At 71.6% G+C, this 18,132-nt stretch carries 16 protein-coding genes and 1 pseudogene; 11 read left to right on the top strand and 6 right to left on the bottom strand.

The features are described from left to right. The 3 genes from paaC to paaA all read right to left on the bottom strand — a co-directional run. Window positions 1–679: 1,2-phenylacetyl-CoA epoxidase subunit PaaC (gene paaC, locus O3W51_RS00785; RefSeq protein ID WP_269282850.1), on the bottom strand; the 679-nt coding region annotated here is incomplete at its 3' end. Further along, window positions 676–963, bottom strand: coding sequence for a 1,2-phenylacetyl-CoA epoxidase subunit PaaB (gene paaB / locus O3W51_RS00790; protein WP_374117299.1), 288 nt, complete (start codon window positions 961–963; stop codon window positions 676–678). The genes paaC and paaB, both read right to left, overlap by 4 nt. Then, window positions 963–1,937, bottom strand: coding sequence for a 1,2-phenylacetyl-CoA epoxidase subunit PaaA (paaA, locus tag O3W51_RS00795; RefSeq protein ID WP_138351221.1), 975 nt, complete (start codon window positions 1,935–1,937; stop codon window positions 963–965). Before paaA ends, paaB begins: the two co-directional genes overlap by 1 nt. Before the next feature lie 189 nt (window positions 1,938–2,126). Between paaA and O3W51_RS00800 the strand changes: the two genes are divergently transcribed. Both O3W51_RS00800 and O3W51_RS00805 read left to right on the top strand, forming a co-directional pair. Then, window positions 2,127–2,960: a DUF5819 family protein gene (locus O3W51_RS00800; RefSeq protein WP_232484882.1), complete on the top strand. Its 834-nt coding sequence runs from the start codon at window positions 2,127–2,129 to the stop codon at window positions 2,958–2,960. A 14-nt stretch (window positions 2,961–2,974) separates the two neighbouring features. Further along, on the top strand, window positions 2,975–4,309 hold the full coding sequence (locus tag O3W51_RS00805) for an HTTM domain-containing protein (RefSeq protein WP_443048233.1): 1,335 nt from the start codon (window positions 2,975–2,977) through the stop codon (window positions 4,307–4,309). On the opposite strand, the gene O3W51_RS00810 is transcribed toward O3W51_RS00805, so the two are convergent. Next, complete coding sequence (locus tag O3W51_RS00810; protein WP_138351222.1) at window positions 4,306–5,130, bottom strand: TrmH family RNA methyltransferase; 825 nt, start codon at window positions 5,128–5,130, stop codon at window positions 4,306–4,308. The genes O3W51_RS00805 and O3W51_RS00810 overlap by 4 nt on opposite strands. A gap of 137 nt (window positions 5,131–5,267) precedes the next feature. Then, window positions 5,268–6,944, bottom strand: a complete 1,677-nt coding sequence (paaN, locus tag O3W51_RS00815; RefSeq protein ID WP_138351223.1) for a phenylacetic acid degradation protein PaaN — start codon at window positions 6,942–6,944, stop codon at window positions 5,268–5,270. A 121-nt stretch (window positions 6,945–7,065) separates the two neighbouring features. Here paaN and O3W51_RS00820 point away from each other — a divergent pair, with 121 nt between their 5' ends. The 3 genes from O3W51_RS00820 to O3W51_RS00830 are packed head-to-tail and all read left to right on the top strand — an operon-like array spanning window position 7,066 to window position 10,002. Then, window positions 7,066–8,568, top strand: a complete 1,503-nt coding sequence (locus O3W51_RS00820) for a 3-hydroxyacyl-CoA dehydrogenase (RefSeq protein WP_269282855.1) — start codon at window positions 7,066–7,068, stop codon at window positions 8,566–8,568. Between the two features lie 8 nt (window positions 8,569–8,576). Then, a complete protein-coding gene (locus O3W51_RS00825) occupies window positions 8,577–9,179 on the top strand; it encodes a TetR/AcrR family transcriptional regulator (protein WP_269282859.1) in 603 nt (200 codons plus the stop codon). A 58-nt stretch (window positions 9,180–9,237) separates the two neighbouring features. Next, window positions 9,238–10,002, top strand: a complete 765-nt coding sequence (locus tag O3W51_RS00830; RefSeq protein WP_269282862.1) for an alpha/beta hydrolase family protein — start codon at window positions 9,238–9,240, stop codon at window positions 10,000–10,002. Window positions 10,003–10,080: 78 nt separating this feature from the next. Here the strand turns inward: O3W51_RS00830 and O3W51_RS00835 are convergent, their stop codons facing one another. After that, window positions 10,081–10,563 carry an Lrp/AsnC family transcriptional regulator gene (locus tag O3W51_RS00835; RefSeq protein WP_138351227.1) on the bottom strand — a complete coding sequence of 161 codons (483 nt, stop codon included), beginning with the start codon at window positions 10,561–10,563 and terminating at the stop codon, window positions 10,081–10,083. Window positions 10,564–10,724: 161 nt separating this feature from the next. Here O3W51_RS00835 and pdhA point away from each other — a divergent pair, with 161 nt between their 5' ends. The 6 genes and pseudogenes from pdhA to O3W51_RS00865 all read left to right on the top strand — a co-directional run bounded on the left by pdhA (window position 10,725) and on the right by O3W51_RS00865 (window position 18,124). Beyond that, a complete protein-coding gene (gene pdhA, locus O3W51_RS00840; RefSeq protein ID WP_138351228.1) occupies window positions 10,725–11,891 on the top strand; it encodes a pyruvate dehydrogenase (acetyl-transferring) E1 component subunit alpha in 1,167 nt (388 codons plus the stop codon). After that, complete coding sequence (locus tag O3W51_RS00845) at window positions 11,888–12,910, top strand: alpha-ketoacid dehydrogenase subunit beta (RefSeq protein WP_138351229.1); 1,023 nt, start codon at window positions 11,888–11,890, stop codon at window positions 12,908–12,910. Before pdhA ends, O3W51_RS00845 begins: the two co-directional genes overlap by 4 nt. Then, on the top strand, window positions 12,910–14,244 hold the full coding sequence (locus tag O3W51_RS00850) for a dihydrolipoamide acetyltransferase family protein (RefSeq protein WP_269282869.1): 1,335 nt from the start codon (window positions 12,910–12,912) through the stop codon (window positions 14,242–14,244). The genes O3W51_RS00845 and O3W51_RS00850 overlap by 1 nt, the downstream gene beginning before the upstream one ends. 124 nt (window positions 14,245–14,368) lie before the next feature. Continuing rightward, window positions 14,369–15,309 (top strand): annotated as a pseudogene (locus O3W51_RS00855) (NTP transferase domain-containing protein). Then, complete coding sequence (locus O3W51_RS00860) at window positions 15,306–16,844, top strand: molybdopterin molybdotransferase MoeA (protein ID WP_232484883.1); 1,539 nt, start codon at window positions 15,306–15,308, stop codon at window positions 16,842–16,844. The pseudogene O3W51_RS00855 and the gene O3W51_RS00860 overlap by 4 nt, the downstream one beginning before the upstream one ends. Before the next feature lie 275 nt (window positions 16,845–17,119). Then, window positions 17,120–18,124, top strand: coding sequence for a potassium channel family protein (locus O3W51_RS00865; RefSeq protein ID WP_138351344.1), 1,005 nt, complete (start codon window positions 17,120–17,122; stop codon window positions 18,122–18,124). Window positions 18,125–18,132: the final 8 nt, after the last annotated feature.

Genomic DNA, 18,132 nt, shown 5'->3' on the forward strand with positions numbered 1-18,132 from the left:
GCATCTCGGCGAGCATCCGGCCGAACGACTCGGTGTGGATGCCCTGTCTGCCGGCGCCCGCCGACCAGGACGTCACGTCCGGTCCTTCCGGCATCGTCAGCGTGGCCTGCCGGACGACGGCCGATACCCGCTCCAGCCAGGGCTCGCGCAGCGCGCCGAGGTCGGTGCCCAGCCCCTCCACGGGCTGGAACAGTTCGCCGGTGAACCGCCACAGGGCGTCCAGCCCGCGCTGCATGCGCTCATGGCTCTCGGCCGTGCCGTCGCCGAGCCGCAGCGTCCACTGCCGGGCGTGATCATGGTGGTAGGCGACCTCCTTCACCGCCTTCGCGGCCAGCGGCGCCAGCTCGCTGTCGCCCTGGGCCAGCTCCGTGTAGAGCAGCTCCTGGTACGTCGAGAAGTACAGCTGGCGGGCGATGGTGTGCGCGAAGTCGCCGTTCGGCTGCTCGACGAGCTGGACGTTGCGGAAGGCGCGTTCCTCCCGGCCGAAGGCCAGCTCGTCCTCGTCGCCGACGAGGGAGAGCAGCACCCGGGCCTGGCCCAGCAGGTCCAGCGCGATGTTGGCGAGCGCGACGTCCTCCTCGAGGACCGGTGCGTGTCCGGCCCACTCCCCCAGTCGCTGGGCGAGCACCAGGGCGTCGTCACCGAGAGGCAGCGCCGTGCTGACGAGTACCGGGTTCACAGGTGCCGCACCCCTTCCGGGATCTTGTAGAAGGTCGGGTGCCGGTACGGCTTGTCCCCCGCCGGCTCGAAGAACGAGTCCTTCTCGTCCGGCGACGAGGCGGTGATCTGCGTGGAAGGGACCACCCAGATCGACACGCCTTCGGCACGCCGGGTGTAGAGGTCGCGTGCGTTGCGCAGCGCCATCTCCGCGTCGGGCGCGTGGAGGCTGCCCGCGTGGCTGTGGCTGAGCCCGCGCCGGCTGCGGACGAAGACCTCCCACAGCGGCCAGTCGTTGGCAGTCATCAGCGCACCTCTCCGTGCTCGGTTCCCTGCTTGGCCGCGTATGCCGTGGCCGCTTCCCTGACCCAGGCGCCCTGCTCATGGGCGGTGCGGCGCTGGGTTATCCGCTGTTCGTTGCACGGCCCGTTGCCGCGCAGCACCTCGTGGAACTCGGTCCAGTCGATGTCCCCGAAGTCATGGGCGCCGCGCTCCTCGTTCCACCGCAGGTCGGGGTCGGGGAGGGTGAGCCCGAGCACCTCGGCCTGCGGGACGCAGATGTCGACGAAGCGCTGCCGCAGCTCATCGTTGGAGTGCCGCTTGATCTTCCAGGCCATGGACTGCTCGGAGTGCCCGGACTCGGTGTCCGGCGGGCCGAACATCATCAGCGACGGCCACCACCAGCGGTCCACCGCGTCCTGCGCCATGGCGTGCTGCGCTTCGGTGCCCCGGCTGAGCGCCAGCAGCAGCTCGTACCCCTGTCGCTGGTGGAAGGACTCCTCCTTGCAGATCCGCACCATGGCCCGTGCGTAGGGCCCGTACGAGCAGCGGCACAGCGGCACCTGGTTGGTGATCGCGGCGCCGTCCACGAGCCAGCCGACCGCTCCGACATCGGCCCAGGTCAAGGTGGGGTAGTTGAAGATCGACGAGTACCGCTGGCGGCCGGCGTGCAGTTTGTCGAGCAGCTCGTCACGGCCGACGCCGAGGGTTTCCGCGGCGCTGTAGAGATACAGCCCGTGCCCGGCCTCGTCCTGCACCTTGGCCATCAGGATCGCCTTGCGGCGCAGCGAGGGCGCGCGGCTTATCCAGTTCGCCTCGGGCTGCATTCCGATGATCTCGGAATGGGCGTGCTGCGCCATTTGGCGGATAAGCGTGGCGCGGTACGCGTCGGGCATCCAGTCACGCGGCTCGATCCGCGAGTCTTCGGCGAGTGCCGACTCGAAAGCGGCGAGAAGACCGGCCTGCGGTGCCGCCTCCTCGACCGTGGCTGCCGTGGTCATGTGTGCCCCCTACGTTGTCCCGCTCCGGCTCAACCGACCGACCGATCGTTCGGTTCAATGGTCGGTCGAGCGCCTTAGGGTGTCAAGGCCATCCCGGCGGCTGTGGATAACCCAGTACGGTCACCGGTGGCGCGAGGGCATGAGTAGCGTTCCGTGCGGAAGCGGAGCGCGGTGAGGAACGGGGAGACCATGGAGCCACCTGAGAGGCCGGAACCGGGGACGGGACCGGGCACGGATCCGGGAGCGGGCGCCGGTCCGGTGGCGGCGGCCGGGGCCGGCGACAGGGCCGTCGACAGCTCCGGAGACGCGGCCGGGACCCGGACGGACGGCGAGGCCGGAGCGGACGCGGGTACGGACGCGGAAGAGGCCTCCGACGAGGCTGCCGAAACGGGGCAGCTGCCGTCCTTGTCCACCGGATCCTGGGTCGTGGTCTCGCTCGCCGTCGCGGCTGTCGCGGTCGGCGTCGTCTTCCACCTCGCCATGGTGTTCCTGCACGTCGCGCCGTCGAACACGGCCAGCAAGGAGTACCAGTCCACGGTCGACTCGTACATCTACCCCGAGTTCGAGCAGAACTGGAAGCTCTTCGCGCCCGACCCGCTGCAGCAGAACATCCACGTGCAGGCGCGCGCCGAGGTGCGCAGCCCCGGCGGCCGGCTGCAGACGACCGGCTGGGTCGACCTCACCGCGGTCGATCTGACCGGCATCCGGCACACCGTCGCCCCCAGCCACACCCGGCAGAACGAGCTGCGCCGCGCCTGGAGCTTCTACACCTCCTCGCACGGCGCCAACAACACACCCACCGGTGTGCGCGGCCAGCTCAGCCAGGAGTACGTGCAGCGGATCGTGGAGAACCGGTTCGGTCCCCAGCTGAACGGCGGTGACGTCGTCCGCGTGCAGGCCCGCTCCGCGACCGTGTGGGTCGCTCCGCCGTCGTGGACCGACGCGAAGCCCAACAACGAGACGCAGTACCAGGAGACGCTCTGGTGGTCGGTGGCCACCTCCGGACAGGAGAAGGCCTCGTGAGCGCTCGCAAGGATCTGCCGCCCTCCCCCTTCGCGGGGCTCGGCGGCACGCTCGACACCGGGCTGACCCGTGGTCTGGCCCGGATCACCAATACCGCTGTGGGGCCGTACCAGAGCGCGGTCGTCCGGATCGGCTTCTCGCTGACCTGGCTGCTCTTCCTGCTGCGTGAGTGGCCGCACCGGGCGGAGCTGTACGGCCCCGACGGCGTGTGGACCTGGGGCATGGCCCAGCGGCTGATGGCCGACAACGGCACCGGCGCGTTCAGCGTGCTGATGTGGACCGACAGCCAGCTCTGGTTCGAGGTGGTCTACGCGGGCTCGATCATCGCGAGCCTGCTGCTGCTGCTCGGCTGGCGGACCCGTACGGCCTCGCTGCTGTTCATGGTCGGGGTGCTGTCGCTGCAGAACCGCAGCATCTTCATGGGCGACGGCGGCGACAACGTCATCCACCTGATGGCGATCTACCTCGTGCTGACCCGCTGCGGCCAGGTCTGGTCCCTCGACAAGCGACGGGCCGACCGGCTGCTGGAGCGGACGAAGGACCGGACGCGGGACCTGACCCCGGAACGCGCCGAGAAGCCGGACCCGGACCTGACCGGCGTGGTCCTGTGGTCGCTGCTCGGCGCCGCGCTCGTCGTCATCACCCTGCTGGGGAAGCTCGGCCAGTTCTGGGGGCCGGCCTTCTGGGGCTTCTGGCTGGCGCAGGCGGCCTGGTGGGCGGTGCGGCGCTACGCGGCCGGCGAGCCCCGCAAGGTGCTGGACATCCTCGCCAACATCGTCCACAACGGCGGCATGCTCGTGATCGTCGTCGAGGTCTGCCTGATCTACGCGACGGCCGGCTGGTACAAGATCCAGGGCTCCCGCTGGCAAGACGGTACCGCGCTGTACTACCCGCTGCACCTGGACGACTTCACCCCCTGGCCCGAGCTCTCGCACGCCCTCGCCGGTGCCGGTCTCATCGTCATGGCGATCACCTACGGCACGGTGATCGTGCAGGTCGCCTTCCCCTTCACGCTCTTCAACCGCCGGGTGAAGAACGTGCTGCTCGTCGCGATGATCATCGAGCACGCCTCGATCGCGATCGTGCTCGGCCTGCCGTTCTTCTCCCTCGCGATGATCGCCGCCGACGCGGTCTTCCTGCCGACGAACTTCCTGCGCTGGGCGGGCAGCCGGATCGCCGGTCTGGTGCCGAGCGGTCTGCGCGGCCAGGCCGGCCCCCGCACCGGTGACCCGCGTGACCAGGATCAGGACCAGGTACGGGAGTTGGGTACGACGATCGGGCGGCCCGCCACCGAGCCGCAGCTGGCTCATGGCGAACCCGGTGGTGCGGGAGACGGCTACCGCGTCTAGGGCCGGACAGGCCCTGGATACGTCCTGGATACGTCCTGGGACAAGCCCTGGATACGGCCGGTGCCCGGGGCGGGCAGCCAGTGGTAGAGCGCCATCGCCACCGTGGTGGCCAGGTTGAAGCTGGAGACGTGCGGGCGCATGGGTACCGCGATCAGTTCGGTCGCCCGCCCGCGCATCTCCGGCGAGATCCCGTGCCGCTCCGAGCCGAACGCGAGCAGCGCGTCGTCCGGGATCACCGTCGACCGGATGTCCTTCCCCTCCGGATCCAGGACATAGAGCGGCCCGGCCGGCAGGTCGGGGAGGTCCAGCCGTTCGACGGCGGTGGCGAAGTGCAGGCCGGCGCTCGCGCGCACGACGTTCGGGTGCCAGGGGTCGATGTCCCCGGTGGTGACCACCCCGGTCGCACCGAACCCGGCGGCCAGCCGGATCACGGCCCCGATGTTGCCGAGGTTCCGCGGATTGTCCAGGACGACGACGGGTGACTGCCGGGGAGCCGCGTTCAGCGCGGCGAGGTTGGAGCCGGCGCTGGGCCTGACGGCGAGCGCGGCCACACCGGTCGGATGGATCCTCGGCAGCAGCTCGCGCAGCACCTGGCCGGGAACCTCGACGAGGATCGCGCGGAGCCGGTCGGTCACATCGTCCGCGAGCTCCTCGGCGAGCGCCAGGGCGGCGGCCCGGTCACTGGTCAGTGCCAGCCGTACCTCGGCGCCGAAGCGCAGTGCGTGCTTGAGGGCGTGGAAGCCGTCGAGCAGAACGGCACCGGGGGCCGCCTCGCGCCACTGTCGCGCCGCGCGCCCGGCCTCGTCTTCCGCTTCCGTCATGGCCTCAGCGTACGGCTCCGGGAGGGCTGCCCCGCCAGGGCGCTGAGCTGGGCCGGAACCGGTGCTGAACGGGCGGGGGAGCCCCGTCCGGAGTGACAGGGCAACTCGGGACGGGGCCGGATGGGGAGAGGCTCGCGCTATGCGGGCCTGCGCACCTCGATGACCCGGAAGCGCCCGGCCACGAATGCCCCGTCACACAGCGCCGCGTTGGCCGCCGGGTTGCCGCCGGAACCATGGAAGTCGGAGAAGGCCGACGTCTGGTTGACGTACACCCCGCCGGTCAGGTTCAGGGAGAGCTGGGCGCATTCCTCCCAGCACGCCTCCTCCAGCAGCCGCTCGACGTCGGCCGAGGTGGTGTAGCCGCCGACCGTCATGGCGCCCTTCTCCCGGACCGTACGGCGCAGCAGCTCCACCGCGTCGGCCGTGGAGTCGACCGCGACGGCGAACGACACCGGTCCGAAGCACTCCGTCAGATACGCGGCCTGGTCGTCGGGCTTGGCCCCGTCCAGCTTCACCAGCACCGGTGTACGGACCGTCGCGTCCGGGAAGTCCGGGTGGGTGACCGCCCGGGAGGCGAGTGCCACCTCACCGATCGAGGGTGCCGCCTCCAGGCGTGTCTTCACATCCGGGTTGACCAGCGCGCCCAGCAGGGCGTTGGCCCGCGCGTCGTCACCGAGCAGCCCTTCGACGGACGCGGCCAGATCGGCCACCACCTCGTCGTAGCTCCGGTGGCCCGCGTCGGTGGTGATGCCGTCGCGGGGGATGAGCAGGTTCTGCGGGGTGGTGCACATCTGGCCGCTGTACAGGGACAGCGAGAAGGCCAGGTTGCTGAGCATCCCCTTGTAGTTGTCCGTCGAGTCGATGACGACGGTGTTGACGCCGGCCTTCTCGGTGTAGACCTGCGCCTGGCGGGCGTTGGTCTCCAGCCAGTCGCCGAAGGCGGTGGAGCCGGTGTAGTCGATGATGCGGATCTCGGGCCGCACGGCGAGGGTCTTGGCCAGCCCTTCACCGGGCCGCTCGGCGGCCAGCGCGACCAGGTTCGGGTCGAAGCCCGCCTCGGCCAGCACCTCGCGGGCGACCGTGACGGTCAGCGCGAGCGGCAGAACGGCACGGGGGTGCGGCTTGACCAGCACGGGGTTACCGGTCGCCAGGGAGGCGAAGATGCCCGGGTAGCCGTTCCACGTCGGGAAGGTGTTGCAGCCGACCACCAGGGCGACGCCGCGCGGGACGGCCGTGAAGGCCTTCTGCAGCCGCAGCGGGTCCCGCTTGCCCTGCGGTTTGACCCACTCCGCCGAATCCGGGGTGCGGACCTGCTCGGCGTACGCGTAGGTCACGGCCTCCAGGCCGCGGTCCTGCGCATGGGGCCCACCGGCCTGGAACGCCATCGTGAAGGCCTGGCCCGAGGTGTGCATCACCGCATGGGCGAATTCGTTGGTCCTGGCATTGATCCGCGCCAGGATCTCCAGGCACACCATCGCCCGCAGCTCGGGGCCCGCGTCCCGCCACGCGGGGATGCCCGCCCGCATCGCCGGCAGCAGCACCTCGATGTCCGGGTGCGGGTAGTCGACCCCGAGCTCGATCCCGTAGGGCGAGGTCTCGCGTCCGGTCCAGTCGTCGGTGCCGGGCTGGTCGAGCGCGAAGCGCTGCCCCAGGAGAGCGTCGAACGCGGCCTTGCCGTCGGCTCCGTCTCCGTAAGCCTTCGGATGTTCGGGGTACGGCGACCAGAACTCGCGGGTCCTGATCGCTTCGAGTGCCTTGTCGAGAGTGCCGCGATGCCGTTCGATCAACGGGACAGCGGTGAGATCGGCGGCCATGGGGACCAACTCCTCGTCGAGCTGGGCTGGATATGGGAACACCGCTAGATTAACCGAATGTTCGGTCGGTTCAAGAGGGCGGCCGGACCTGTGGACAACTTGGCGAGGAGCAGTCGGCATCATGATCGCGCTTGATCGAACCCGCACCGTTGCTGTCATCGGCGCCGGCACGATGGGCCAGGGAATCGCCCAGGTCGCACTGGTCGCGGGCCATCGCGTGCGGCTCTACGACGCCGCTCCCGGCAGCGCCGAGCGCGGTGCGTCGGCGGTGGCAGCACGGATCGCCCGGCTGGCTGAAAAGGGCCGGATGGACGCGGCCGAACGTGATGCCGCGCTGGCCCGGCTCGCTCCCGCCGCCACCCTCGGCGAGCTCGCCGACGCCGCTCTCGTCATCGAGGCGATCATCGAGGACCTGCCGGCCAAGCAGCGGCTCTTCAGCGAGCTGGAGGACGTCGTCGACGACGCGTGCCTGCTCGCCACCAACACCTCCTCGCTCTCCGTGACCGCCGTCGCCGGCGCTCTGCGCCGTCCCGGACGCTTCGTCGGCCTGCACTTCTTCACCCCGGCGCCTCTCCTCCCCCTCGTGGAGGTGGTCTCCGCCGCCACCACCGACGAGGACGCGGCGGCCACCGTGTACGCGACCGCCGCCGCCTGGGGAAAGTCCCCGGTGCGCTGCACCGACACCCCCGGCTTCATCGTCAACCGGATCGCCCGACCCTTCTACGCCGAGGCGTTCCGCCTCCACGAGGAGGGGGCCGCCGATCCCGCCACCATCGACGCGGTCCTGCGCGAGTGCGGCGGATTCGCGATGGGCCCCTTCGAGCTGACCGACCTGATCGGCCAGGACGTGAACGAGGCCGTCACCCGGTCCGTCTGGGAGTCGTTCTTCCACGACCCCAAGTTCACGCCGTCCCTCGCCCAGCGCCGCCTCGTCGAATCCGGACTGCTCGGCCGCAAGTCGGGGCGCGGCTGGTTCCGGTACGGGGACGAGGACCGGCCGCTCGCGGCGACGGCGGCTCCGGCGCCCGCGCCCGAGCAGGTGACGGTCCTCGGCGACCTGGGGCCGGCGGCGGAACTCGTCGCCCTCATGGAGGAGGCGGGTATCCACGTCGACCACGAGGAGGGCGGCCCCGGGGCGATCCTCCTGGGTGACGACGACTGGCTCTTCCTCGCCGACGGCTCCTACGCCACCGAGCGCGGCGACAGCGTCATCCACTTCGACCTCGCGCTGGACTACCGGGCCGCCACCCGGATCGCGCTGGCACCCGGCGACACCGCACGGCCCGAAGCGGTCCTGGCGGCCGTCGGGCTGTTCCAGGCGCTGGGCAAGCAGGTCAGCGTGATCGAGGACGTCCCCGGCATGATCGTCGCCCGGACGGTGGCGATGCTCGTGGACCTCGCCGCCGACGCGGTCGCCAAGGCGGTCGCCTCGCCCGCCGACATCGACACCGCGATGCGGCTCGGCGTGAACTATCCGCTCGGTCCGCTGGAGTGGGGCGACCGCCTCGGCGCGCACTGGGTGTGCGAGGTCCTGTCCGAGCTGCACGATTCGTGCCCCGGTGGCCGCTACGCCCCGTCGGCGCTGCTGCGCCGCCGTACGGCGGCCGAGGGGAAGCTGTTCTAATCGTGACCATGGCCGAGCCCCCCAGTCCCCGCGTCAAACGGGACACGTACACCCCCGACACGCTGCTTGCCGTCGCCGTCGAGGTGTTCAACGAGCGCGGCTACGACGGCACCTCCATGGAGGACCTCTCCCGCGCCGCCGGAATCTCCAAGTCCTCGATCTACCACCATGTGCGCGGCAAGGAAGAACTGCTCCACCGCGCCGTCGGGCGGGCCCTGGACGGCCTGTTCGGCATTCTGGAGGAGCCGCGGGCACGCCAGGGGCGGGCGATCGAGCGGCTGGAGAACGTCACCCGGCGTACCGCCGAGGTGCTCATGGAGGAGCTGCCCTACGTCACTCTGCTGCTGCGGGTGCGCGGGAACACCAGCACCGAACGCTGGGCGATGGAGCGGCGCCGGGAGTTCGACCAGCGGGTGTCCGACCTGCTGAAGGCCGCCGCGAGCGAGGGTGATCTCCGCTCCGACATGGACATCCGGCTGGCGACGCGACTGCTCTTCGGCATGATCAACTCCATCGTGGAGTGGTACCGGCCGGACGCCAAGGGTGCGATCGACGGGGAACACGTCGCGGACGCCGCGGTACGCCTGGCCTTCGAGGGGCTGCGCACGTAGCCGAACCGTGAGGTCCAGACCATTGACCTCCGAACGGGGGCGCCGACACCATCCAGCCATGTATTCAGCTGGACGCACCCGGACCTTCCACGCGATCGCCGCCACGGCTCTGGCCACCGCGCTTCCCCTGTTCCTGACGGCCTGTGGCGACGACGGCGGCAGCGGTGGCAAGGCGACGGCGGAGCCGTCCCCGACGGTCACGGTGAAGACGTTCGACTGTCTGACCGAGGCCCAGGCCAAGGCCGGCTCGATCACCTTCAAGGACACCGGCGGCAACGCGGTGGACGGCTATCTGGCGGGCACGGGCACCACCGGAATCGTGCTCGCGCACCAGTCGGACGGAAACGTCTGCCAGTGGGTCCCCAAGGCGCTCGAACTGGTCAAGAGCGGCTACCGGGTGCTGGCGATCGACTCCAACGGTGACGAGGTGCCCGAGGTCGTCGCGGGTGCCCAGCTGCTGCGCGGCAAGGGGGCGACGAAACTGGTGCGCATGGGCGCCTCCAAGGGCGGCACCTCGGTGCTGACCGCCGCCGCGAAGGTCCAGCCGCCGGCGGACGCCGTCGTCTCGCTCTCCGCGCCCGAGCAGTACGGGCAGATGGACGCGGCGGCCGCGGTCCCGGGGCTGACCGCGCCGGTCTTCTACATGGCGGCGGACGGGGACACCGCGTTCGCGGATTCCACCAAGGCGCTCAGCAAGGCCTCGGTGAAGGCCAAGGAGAACTCGCTGTACATCGTGACCGGGATCCACCACGGCGTCTCGATGCTCGACGACGCCGAGAACTGGGCGAAGGTCACCGCTTTCCTGAAGAAGTACGGCGGCTGAGAGACGCACGGCGGCCACGCGCAGTGGCTGTGTGCAGCGCGCCGATGGACGAGCCGGCCGGGGAGATCCCCGGCCGGCTCAGTCGTCGACCACGAGGTCCGTCTCCTCGAAGACCAGGAGGGTCCGGCTGCCGAGGACCTCCGGTATGGCCTGGATGCGGGTCAGCACGAGCTCGCGGAGGCTGCGGTTGTCCGCCGTGTGCACCAGCATCAACACATCGAAATCTCCGCTTACCAGGGCAATGTGGGCTACACCCGGAAGAGTGAGAAGTGTTTCCCGGACCGTCCGCCAGGAGTTCTGAACGATCTTGAGGGTGATGTACGCCGACGCGCCCTGCCCGGCGCGTTCATGGTCCACCCGGGCGGTGAACCCGCGGATGACGCCGTCCTCGATGAGGCGGTTGATCCGGGCGTAGGCGTTCGCCCGCGAAACGTGCACGCGCTCGGCCACAGAGCGGATCGAGGCACGTCCGTCCTCCTGCAGCAGTCGCAGAATCGTCCGGTCGATGGGATCGAGGGGACGGTTCTGCGGATCGGGCTCGGCCATCTGTTCTCGCGGCATGCCCCCGGACCTCCCTACCATGGACGGACTGGCTCCATTCCAGGCTGTGCAGAACCGTTTGTCCACAGGCTGAACGTACCTGTGGCCAAAATGCCTCCAACAACCGAACAATCGGTTGGGAGGACGCGATCCGTCCTCCAACCTACGAGGAGGTGCTCGCGATGACCGTCATGGACCAGAAACCCGCCCCTGGCCACAGGCATGGGGGACCCCAGCGCCCCCCCATCGACGCCACGCCGCTGCTGCCCGAGACGGAACCGTTCCGGCTGCTGGGCACCCCCGACGCCGCCAAGATCGACCCGGCGCTGCTCACCGAGCTCTACGGCCAGCTCGTGCGCGGCCGCCGGTACAACCGGCAGGCCACCGCGCTGACCCGGCAGGGCCGGCTGGCGGTCTACCCCTCCAGCACCGGTCAGGAGGCCTGTGAGGTCGCCGCCGCCATGGCGCTGCGCCCCCAGGACTGGCTCTTCCCGAGCTACCGCGACACGCTCGCCGTGATCGCCCGCGGTGTGGACCCGGTCGAGGCGCTCACCCTGCTGCGCGGCGACTGGCACACGGGCTACGACCCGCGCGAACACCATGTGGCACCGCTCAGCACCCCGCTGGCCACCCAGCTGCCGCACGCGGTCGGCCTCGCGCACGCCGCCCGCCTCCAGGGCGACGACGTGGTCGCGCTCGCCATGGTCGGCGACGGCGGCACCAGCGAGGGCGATTTCCACGAGGCGCTGAACTTCGCGGCTGTCTGGAACGCGCCGGTGGTCTTCCTCGTGCAGAACAACGGCTTCGCCATCTCCGTACCGCTCGACAAGCAGAGCGCCGCCCCCTCGCTCGCCCACAAGGCGGTCGGCTACGGCATGCCCGGCCGGCTCGTGGACGGGAACGACGCGCCCGCCGTGCACCAGGTGCTCACCGAAGCCGTCGAGCGGGCCCGTTCGGGCGGCGGACCGACCCTCGTCGAGGCGGTCACGTACCGCATGGAGGCGCACACCAACGCCGACGACGCCACCCGCTACCGGGAGGACGCCGAGGTCGAGGCCTGGCGCGAACACGACCCGATCACCCTGCTGGAGCGGGAGCTGAACGGGCGCGGGCTGCTCGACGACACCACGCGGCACGCCGCGGAGGAGGCCGCCGAGAAGATGGCCGCGGACCTGCGCGAGCGGATGAACGCCGAACCGCTGCTGGACCCGATGGACCTCTTCGCCCACGTCTACGCCGAACAGACCCCCCAACTGCGTGAGCAGGCGACCATGCTGCGCGCCGAGCTCGATGCCGAACACGACGGCGGGCAGACCGACCACACCGAGCACGCCGGAGCCGGTTCATGAGCACCGCGACCGCCCCCGCCCCCACCACCGCGCGCAAGCCCGCCACCATGGCGCAGGCGCTCAACCGGGCACTGCGGGACGCCATGGCCGAGGATCCGGCCGTCCATGTACTCGGTGAGGACGTCGGCGCTCTCGGCGGCGTCTTCCGGATCACGGACGGCCTCACCAAGGAGTTCGGCGAGACCCGCTGTACGGACACCCCGCTCGCCGAGGCGGGAATCCTCGGCGCGGCGGTCGGCATGGCGATGTACGGGCTGCGGCCGGTCGTCGAGATGCAGTTCGACGCCTTCGCCTACCCCTCCTTCGAGCAGCTGATCAGCCACGTGGCCAAGATGCGCAACCGCACGCGCGGCGCGCTGCCGCTGCCGATCACGATCCGGGTGCCCTACGGCGGCGGCATCGGCGGTGTGGAGCACCACAGCGACTCCTCGGAGGCGTACTACCTGCACACACCCGGCCTGCACGTGGTCACCCCGGCGACGGTCGGCGACGCGTACGGGCTGCTGCGGGCCGCCATCGCCTCGGACGACCCGGTGGTCTTCCTGGAGCCGAAGCGGCTCTACTGGTCCAAGGACGACTGGAACGCCGACGAGCCGGCGGCGGTGGAGCCCATAGGGCGCGCCGTCGTGCGGCGCCCGGGGCGCAGCGCCACCCTCATCACCTACGGCCCCTCCCTGCCGGTCTGCCTCGAAGCCGCGGAAGCCGCGAAGGAGGAGGGCTGGGACCTCGAAGTCCTCGACCTGCGCAGCCTGGTGCCCTTCGACGACGAGACGGTCGCCGCAGCGGTGCGCAGGACGGGCCGGGCCGTCGTCGTGCACGAGTCCGCCGGATTCGGCGGCGCCGGTGCGGAGATCGCGGCCCGGGTCACCGAGCGCTGCTTCCACCACCTCGAAGCACCGGTCCTGCGGGTCGCCGGCTTCGACATCCCGTATCCGCCGCCGATGCTGGAGCGGCACCATCTGCCCAGCGTCGACCGGATCCTGGACGCGGTCGGCCGGCTCCAGTGGGAGGCGCGCTGATGGCCGTCGTGAAGGAGTTCACCCTCCCGGACCTGGGAGAAGGGCTGACCGAGGCGGAGATCGTCCGCTGGCTGGTGCAGGTCGGCGAGGTCGTCGCCATCGACCAGCCGGTCGTCGAGGTCGAGACGGCCAAGGCCGTGGTCGAGGTCCCGTGCCCCTACGGCGGCGTCGTCACGGCCCGGTACGGCGCGGAGGGCGAATCGCTGGCGGTGGGCCGTCCCCTGATCACGGTGGCGGTCGGAACCGCGGTGAGCTCCGACGCCTCCGGCGCTCCCGCGTCCGGTGACGCCGGCGCAGGTGAGGGATCCGGCAACGTCCTGGTCGGCTACGGCACGACCGCGCCAGGCGCACGCCGCCGCCGGGTTCGGCCGGTCGCGGCTGCGAGCCCGGCTCCGGCTCCGGCTCCGGCACTGGCAGCTGTTGTTGAGACCGTGCCGGTCGGTCCGGTGGCGGTCATCTCGCCGCTGGTGCGGCGGATCGCGCGGGAGAACCGGCTCGACCTGCGGTCGCTGACGGGCTCGGGGCCGGACGGGCTGATCCTGCGCGCGGACGTGGAACGGGCGGTCGCCGCGGCGGGTGCCGGCACGGCAGCGGCACCGGTCGCGACAGCACCGGCGGCTACGGCCGGCCCGGCTGCCGACGTGGTGGGGGAGCGGGTGCCGTTGCGCGGGATCCGGGGAGCGGTGGCCGAGAAGCTCAGCCGCAGCCGCCGGGAGATACCCGACGCCACCTGCTGGGTCGACGCCGATGCCACCGAACTGCTCGCGGCCAGGGCGGCCATGAACGCGGGTGGCGGCCCGAAGATCTCCGTGCTCGCGCTGCTCGCGCGGATCTGCACCGCGGCACTGGCGCGGTACCCGGAGCTCAACGCCACCGTCGACACCGAGCGGAACGAGATCGTGCGGCTGCCCGCCGTGCACATCGGCTTCGCCGCGCAGACGGAACGCGGGCTGATGGTCCCGGTCGTCAAGGACGCTCAGGCACGCACCACCTCAGGCCTGTCGGCGGAGATCGGCCGGCTCACCGAGGCGGCCCGCACCGGGCGGCTCACGCCCGCGGATCTCACCGGCGGCACGTTCACCCTCAACAACTACGGAGTGTTCGGTGTCGACGGTTCGACGCCGATCATCAACCATCCCGAGGCCGCGATGCTCGGAGTCGGCCGCATAGCCGCCAAACCCTGGGTCCACCAGGGGGAACTGGCGGTACGGCAGGTCGTCCAGCTGTCGTTCACCTTCGACCACCGGGTGTGCGACGGCGGTACGGCGGGCGGCTTCCTGCGGTTCGTCGCCGACTGCGTGGAGCAGCCGGCCGTGCTGCTCGCCGCGGTCTGAGCGGGCCAGGGCCCCGGCAGCGCCAGGGTCCGGCAGCGCCAGGGCCCCGGCAGCGCCAGGGTCCGGCGGGCCGGGCAGCGCCGTGCGGGACCGCAGGACCCGGCCTCACGGCATACTGCGCGGTATGAGTGCACATGACGCCGTGGTGCTGGCGGGCGGCGCCGCCAGGCGCCTGGGCGGGGCGGACAAGCCGGGACTGGAGGTCGCGGGGCGGCCGCTGCTCGACCGGGTGCTGGAGGCCTGCGAGGGCGCCGTCGACACGGTGGTCGTCGGTCCGCGCAGGCCCACCCGGCGGCCGGTGCTGTGGGCCCGGGAGGATCCGCCGGGCGGCGGACCGCTGCCCGCCCTCGCCGCCGGTCTGGCGCGGGCCGGTTCCGACACGGTGCTGGTGTTCGCCGCCGACATGCCGTTCCTGACGCGGACGGCGGCGGACGCCCTGCGGGAGTCGCTGGGACGGGAGGCGGACGCGGACGGCGTCGTGCTGACCGATCCGTCCGGCCGGGACCAGCCGCTGGCCGCGGCCTACCGTACGGAGGCGCTGCGCCGCGGGCTGGCGCTGATCGCCACCGAGCACGGCACGCTCGCCGGGCTGCCGCTGCGCCTGCTCACCGAGGAGCTGCGGCTGCACCGGCTGCCGGACCCCTCGGGCTCGGATTCCTTCGACTGCGACACCTGGGACGATGTCGCCGCCGCACGGGCGCGACTGGAACAGGGGTGAGCCTGCGCGGCGATGTGCCCCGCATCGGGGACGATGGGCCTGTGTTGGATGAATGGATCGCCGCAGCCAAGGCCGAACTGGGGATCGAGCTCGAGGTCGACACCGAAGTCCTCCTCGACCTCGCCCGTGATGCCGCGCATGGTGTCGCCCGCCCCGCCGCACCGCTGACCACCTTTCTGGTCGGCTACGCCGCCGCCCAGTCCGGCGGCGGCCCCGAGGAAGTGCGCAACGCTGCCCGCAAGGCGGCCGAACTCGCCGAACGCTGGTCCGCGGAGGCCGCCAGGGCCGGCGAGGCCGCCGGGAACAGCGATCCCGGGCCTTCCGAGGCAGGGAAGCCGGCCGGATGACCGGCCGGACGACAGGGCCCGCGGACCAGGAGGCGGCCGCCCTCAACGCGATGGGCGAGGCACTGCTGCTCGCCAACGAGGGCCGGACCGCCAACGCGTACGCGACCGGTGGACCGGCCGGGCCTGGCTCCCTCGGCCTGGGCGGCAGCGCCGACGGCGGGACGGGCCGAAGCGCCACCCCCAACCCGGACCCCCATCCCGGACCCAGCCTCGATCCGCTCGCCATCGCGGGGCTCGACACCGGCAGCGCGCAAGCCTCCGAACCCGAACCGGCACACGAACCCGAACCCGCAGGCGAACCTGAACCGGCACACGAAACCGAGCCTCCGTCCCGACACCGGCAGCACGACCTCACCTGGCCCGAGGCCCGCAGGGCCGCGCGCGCCGCGGGCCGGCGGCTGCCCGCCGTCAGCCGGCCGCTCGCCGGAGCGCTCGGTCACGCGCTCGCCGCCCCGCTCACCGCGCTGACGGATCTGCCGTCCTTCGACACGTCGGCAATGGACGGCTGGGCCGTGGCGGGCCCCGGCCCGTGGATGCTGGAGACCCGGCAGCTCCTCGCCGGCCAGCGGCCCGGAGTGGCGCTGCTCGACGGCCACGCCATCGCGATCGCGACCGGCGCGGCCCTCCCGCCCGGTGCCACCGCGATCATCCGGCACGAGCACGGCCGCACCGAACGGCGCACCGACGGCGGGCTGCTGCACGCCACCCATGGCGCGCCCACCCCCGGCCAGGACGTACGCCCGCGCGCCCAGGAGTGCCGAGGGGGAGAGGAACTGCTCTCCCCCGGCGTCGTCGTCACCCCTGCGGTGCTCGGTCTCGCGGCGGCCGCCGGGTATGACGAGCTGCGCGTCATCACCCGCCCCCGGGTGGAGGTGCTGGTCCTCGGCGATGAACTGCTCGACCACGGACTCCCCCACGCCGGATTCGTCCGGGACGCCCTCGGCCCGATGCTGGCGCCGTGGCTGGAGGCGCTCGGCGCCGAGGTGACCGGTACCCGGCGCGTCGTCGACGAGGTCGACGCCCTCATGAGCGCGATCGGCGAGACCACCGCCGACCTGCTGATCACCACAGGCGGAACGGCGGCCGGTCCGGTCGACCACGTCCACCCCGTCCTGCACACGCTGGGCGCGAAACTGCTCGTCGACGGGGTCGCCGTGCGCCCCGGCCACCCCATGCTGCTGGCCGAACTCCCCGGGGGCGGACACCTCGTGGGGCTGCCGGGCAATCCGCTGGCCGCGGTCTCCGGCGTCATCACCCTCGTCGCTCCCCTGCTGCGCACGCTCGCGGGCCGTCCGGTCCCGGCCCCGTACACCGCGGAGCTCACCGCGGCTGTGCCCGGCCATCCGACCGACACCCGCCTGGTGCCGGTGGTCTTCGACGACGAATCGGCCGTCGTCCCGCTGCACTTCCACGGCCCCGCCATGCTGCGCGGCCTGGCCACCGCCGACGGGCTGGCGGTCATTCCGCCCGGCGGCGCGGCGGCCGGTCAGGAGACGGCCGTGCTCGACCTGGCATGGGGGACCGCCGGTTGCTGATGCCGGTTCCGAAGCCGGGAGGGCAACGCGACCGATGCGAGCCACCGGAGCCGAGAACCACGAGAACCACGAGAGCGACGAGGTGAAGTCCGTTGAAACTGCCGCGCCACGACGCTGCCGCGGGCCGGGCGGACAGCGGCGCCGACGACCACCACAGCAACGACCACCACAGCAATGACCACAGCAACGACCACCCCAATGACCATGCCGGGAGCGGCCACCGCGGCAGCCATCCCGCCGACCACGACAGCCCGGGCAGCCTCGCCTACAAGGTGATGTTCCCCCGGCAGGCCATCGGCCCGCTGCTCCAGGTGTCCCGCCGGCTGGCGATGGCGCTGCTCGTGCTGCTCGCCACGGTCCTCATCGTCTATCTGGACCGCGGCGGGTACCACGACAACTCCGACGACGCCGTCTCGTTCCTCGACTCGCTCTACTACGCGACGGTCACGCTCTCGACGACCGGCTACGGCGACATCGTCCCGTACAGCGTCAGCGCGCGGCTGTGCAATGTCTTCCTGGTGACGCCGCTGCGCGTCCTCTTCCTGATCATCCTGGTCGGCACCACCCTCGAAGTGCTCACCGAGCGCACCCGCGAGCAATGGCGGCTCAAACGCTGGAGGTCCACCTTGCGCGACCACATCGTCATCGTCGGATACGGCACCAAGGGCCGGTCCGCCGCGCAGACGCTGCTCGGCCGCGGGATCCCGGTCGAGAAGATCGTGATCGTCGACCCCAGCCCCAAGGTGATCCAGGCGGCCACCGCCGAGGGCTTCGTCGGGGTGGTGGGCGACGCGACGCGCAATGACGTGCTGCTGCGCGCCGAGGCCGAGCGCGCCAAGGAGATCGTGATCGCGGCGCAGCGCGACGACACCGCCGTGCTGGTCACCCTGACCGCGCGGCAGCTCAACAAGCGGGCGAACATCGTCGCTTCGGTGCGCGAGGAGGAGAACGCGCCGCTGCTGCGCCAGTCGGGTGCCAACGCGGTGATCACGAGCTCCAGTGCCGCCGGCCGGCTGCTGGGCCTGTCGATGCTCAGCCCGAGCGTCGGACAGGTGATGGACGACCTGATCACGTACGGCAGCGGTCTCGATCTCATCGAGCGTCCGGTCACCAAGGCCGAGGTGGGCAAGGCGCCGCGGGACGTGTCCGATCTGGTCGTCTCCGTCAAGCGCGGCCACCGGCTGCTGGGCTTCGACGATCCGGAAGCGGCCACGCTGCAGTTCGCCGACCGCCTTATCGCCATTCACCGAGCGGGTCCCGATCTGCCGTCCGGAGGGTAGCCTCGCGC

This window comes from Streptomyces sp. H39-C1 (genome assembly GCF_027158125.1).
Lineage (GTDB): Bacteria > Actinomycetota > Actinomycetes > Streptomycetales > Streptomycetaceae > Actinacidiphila > Actinacidiphila fildesensis.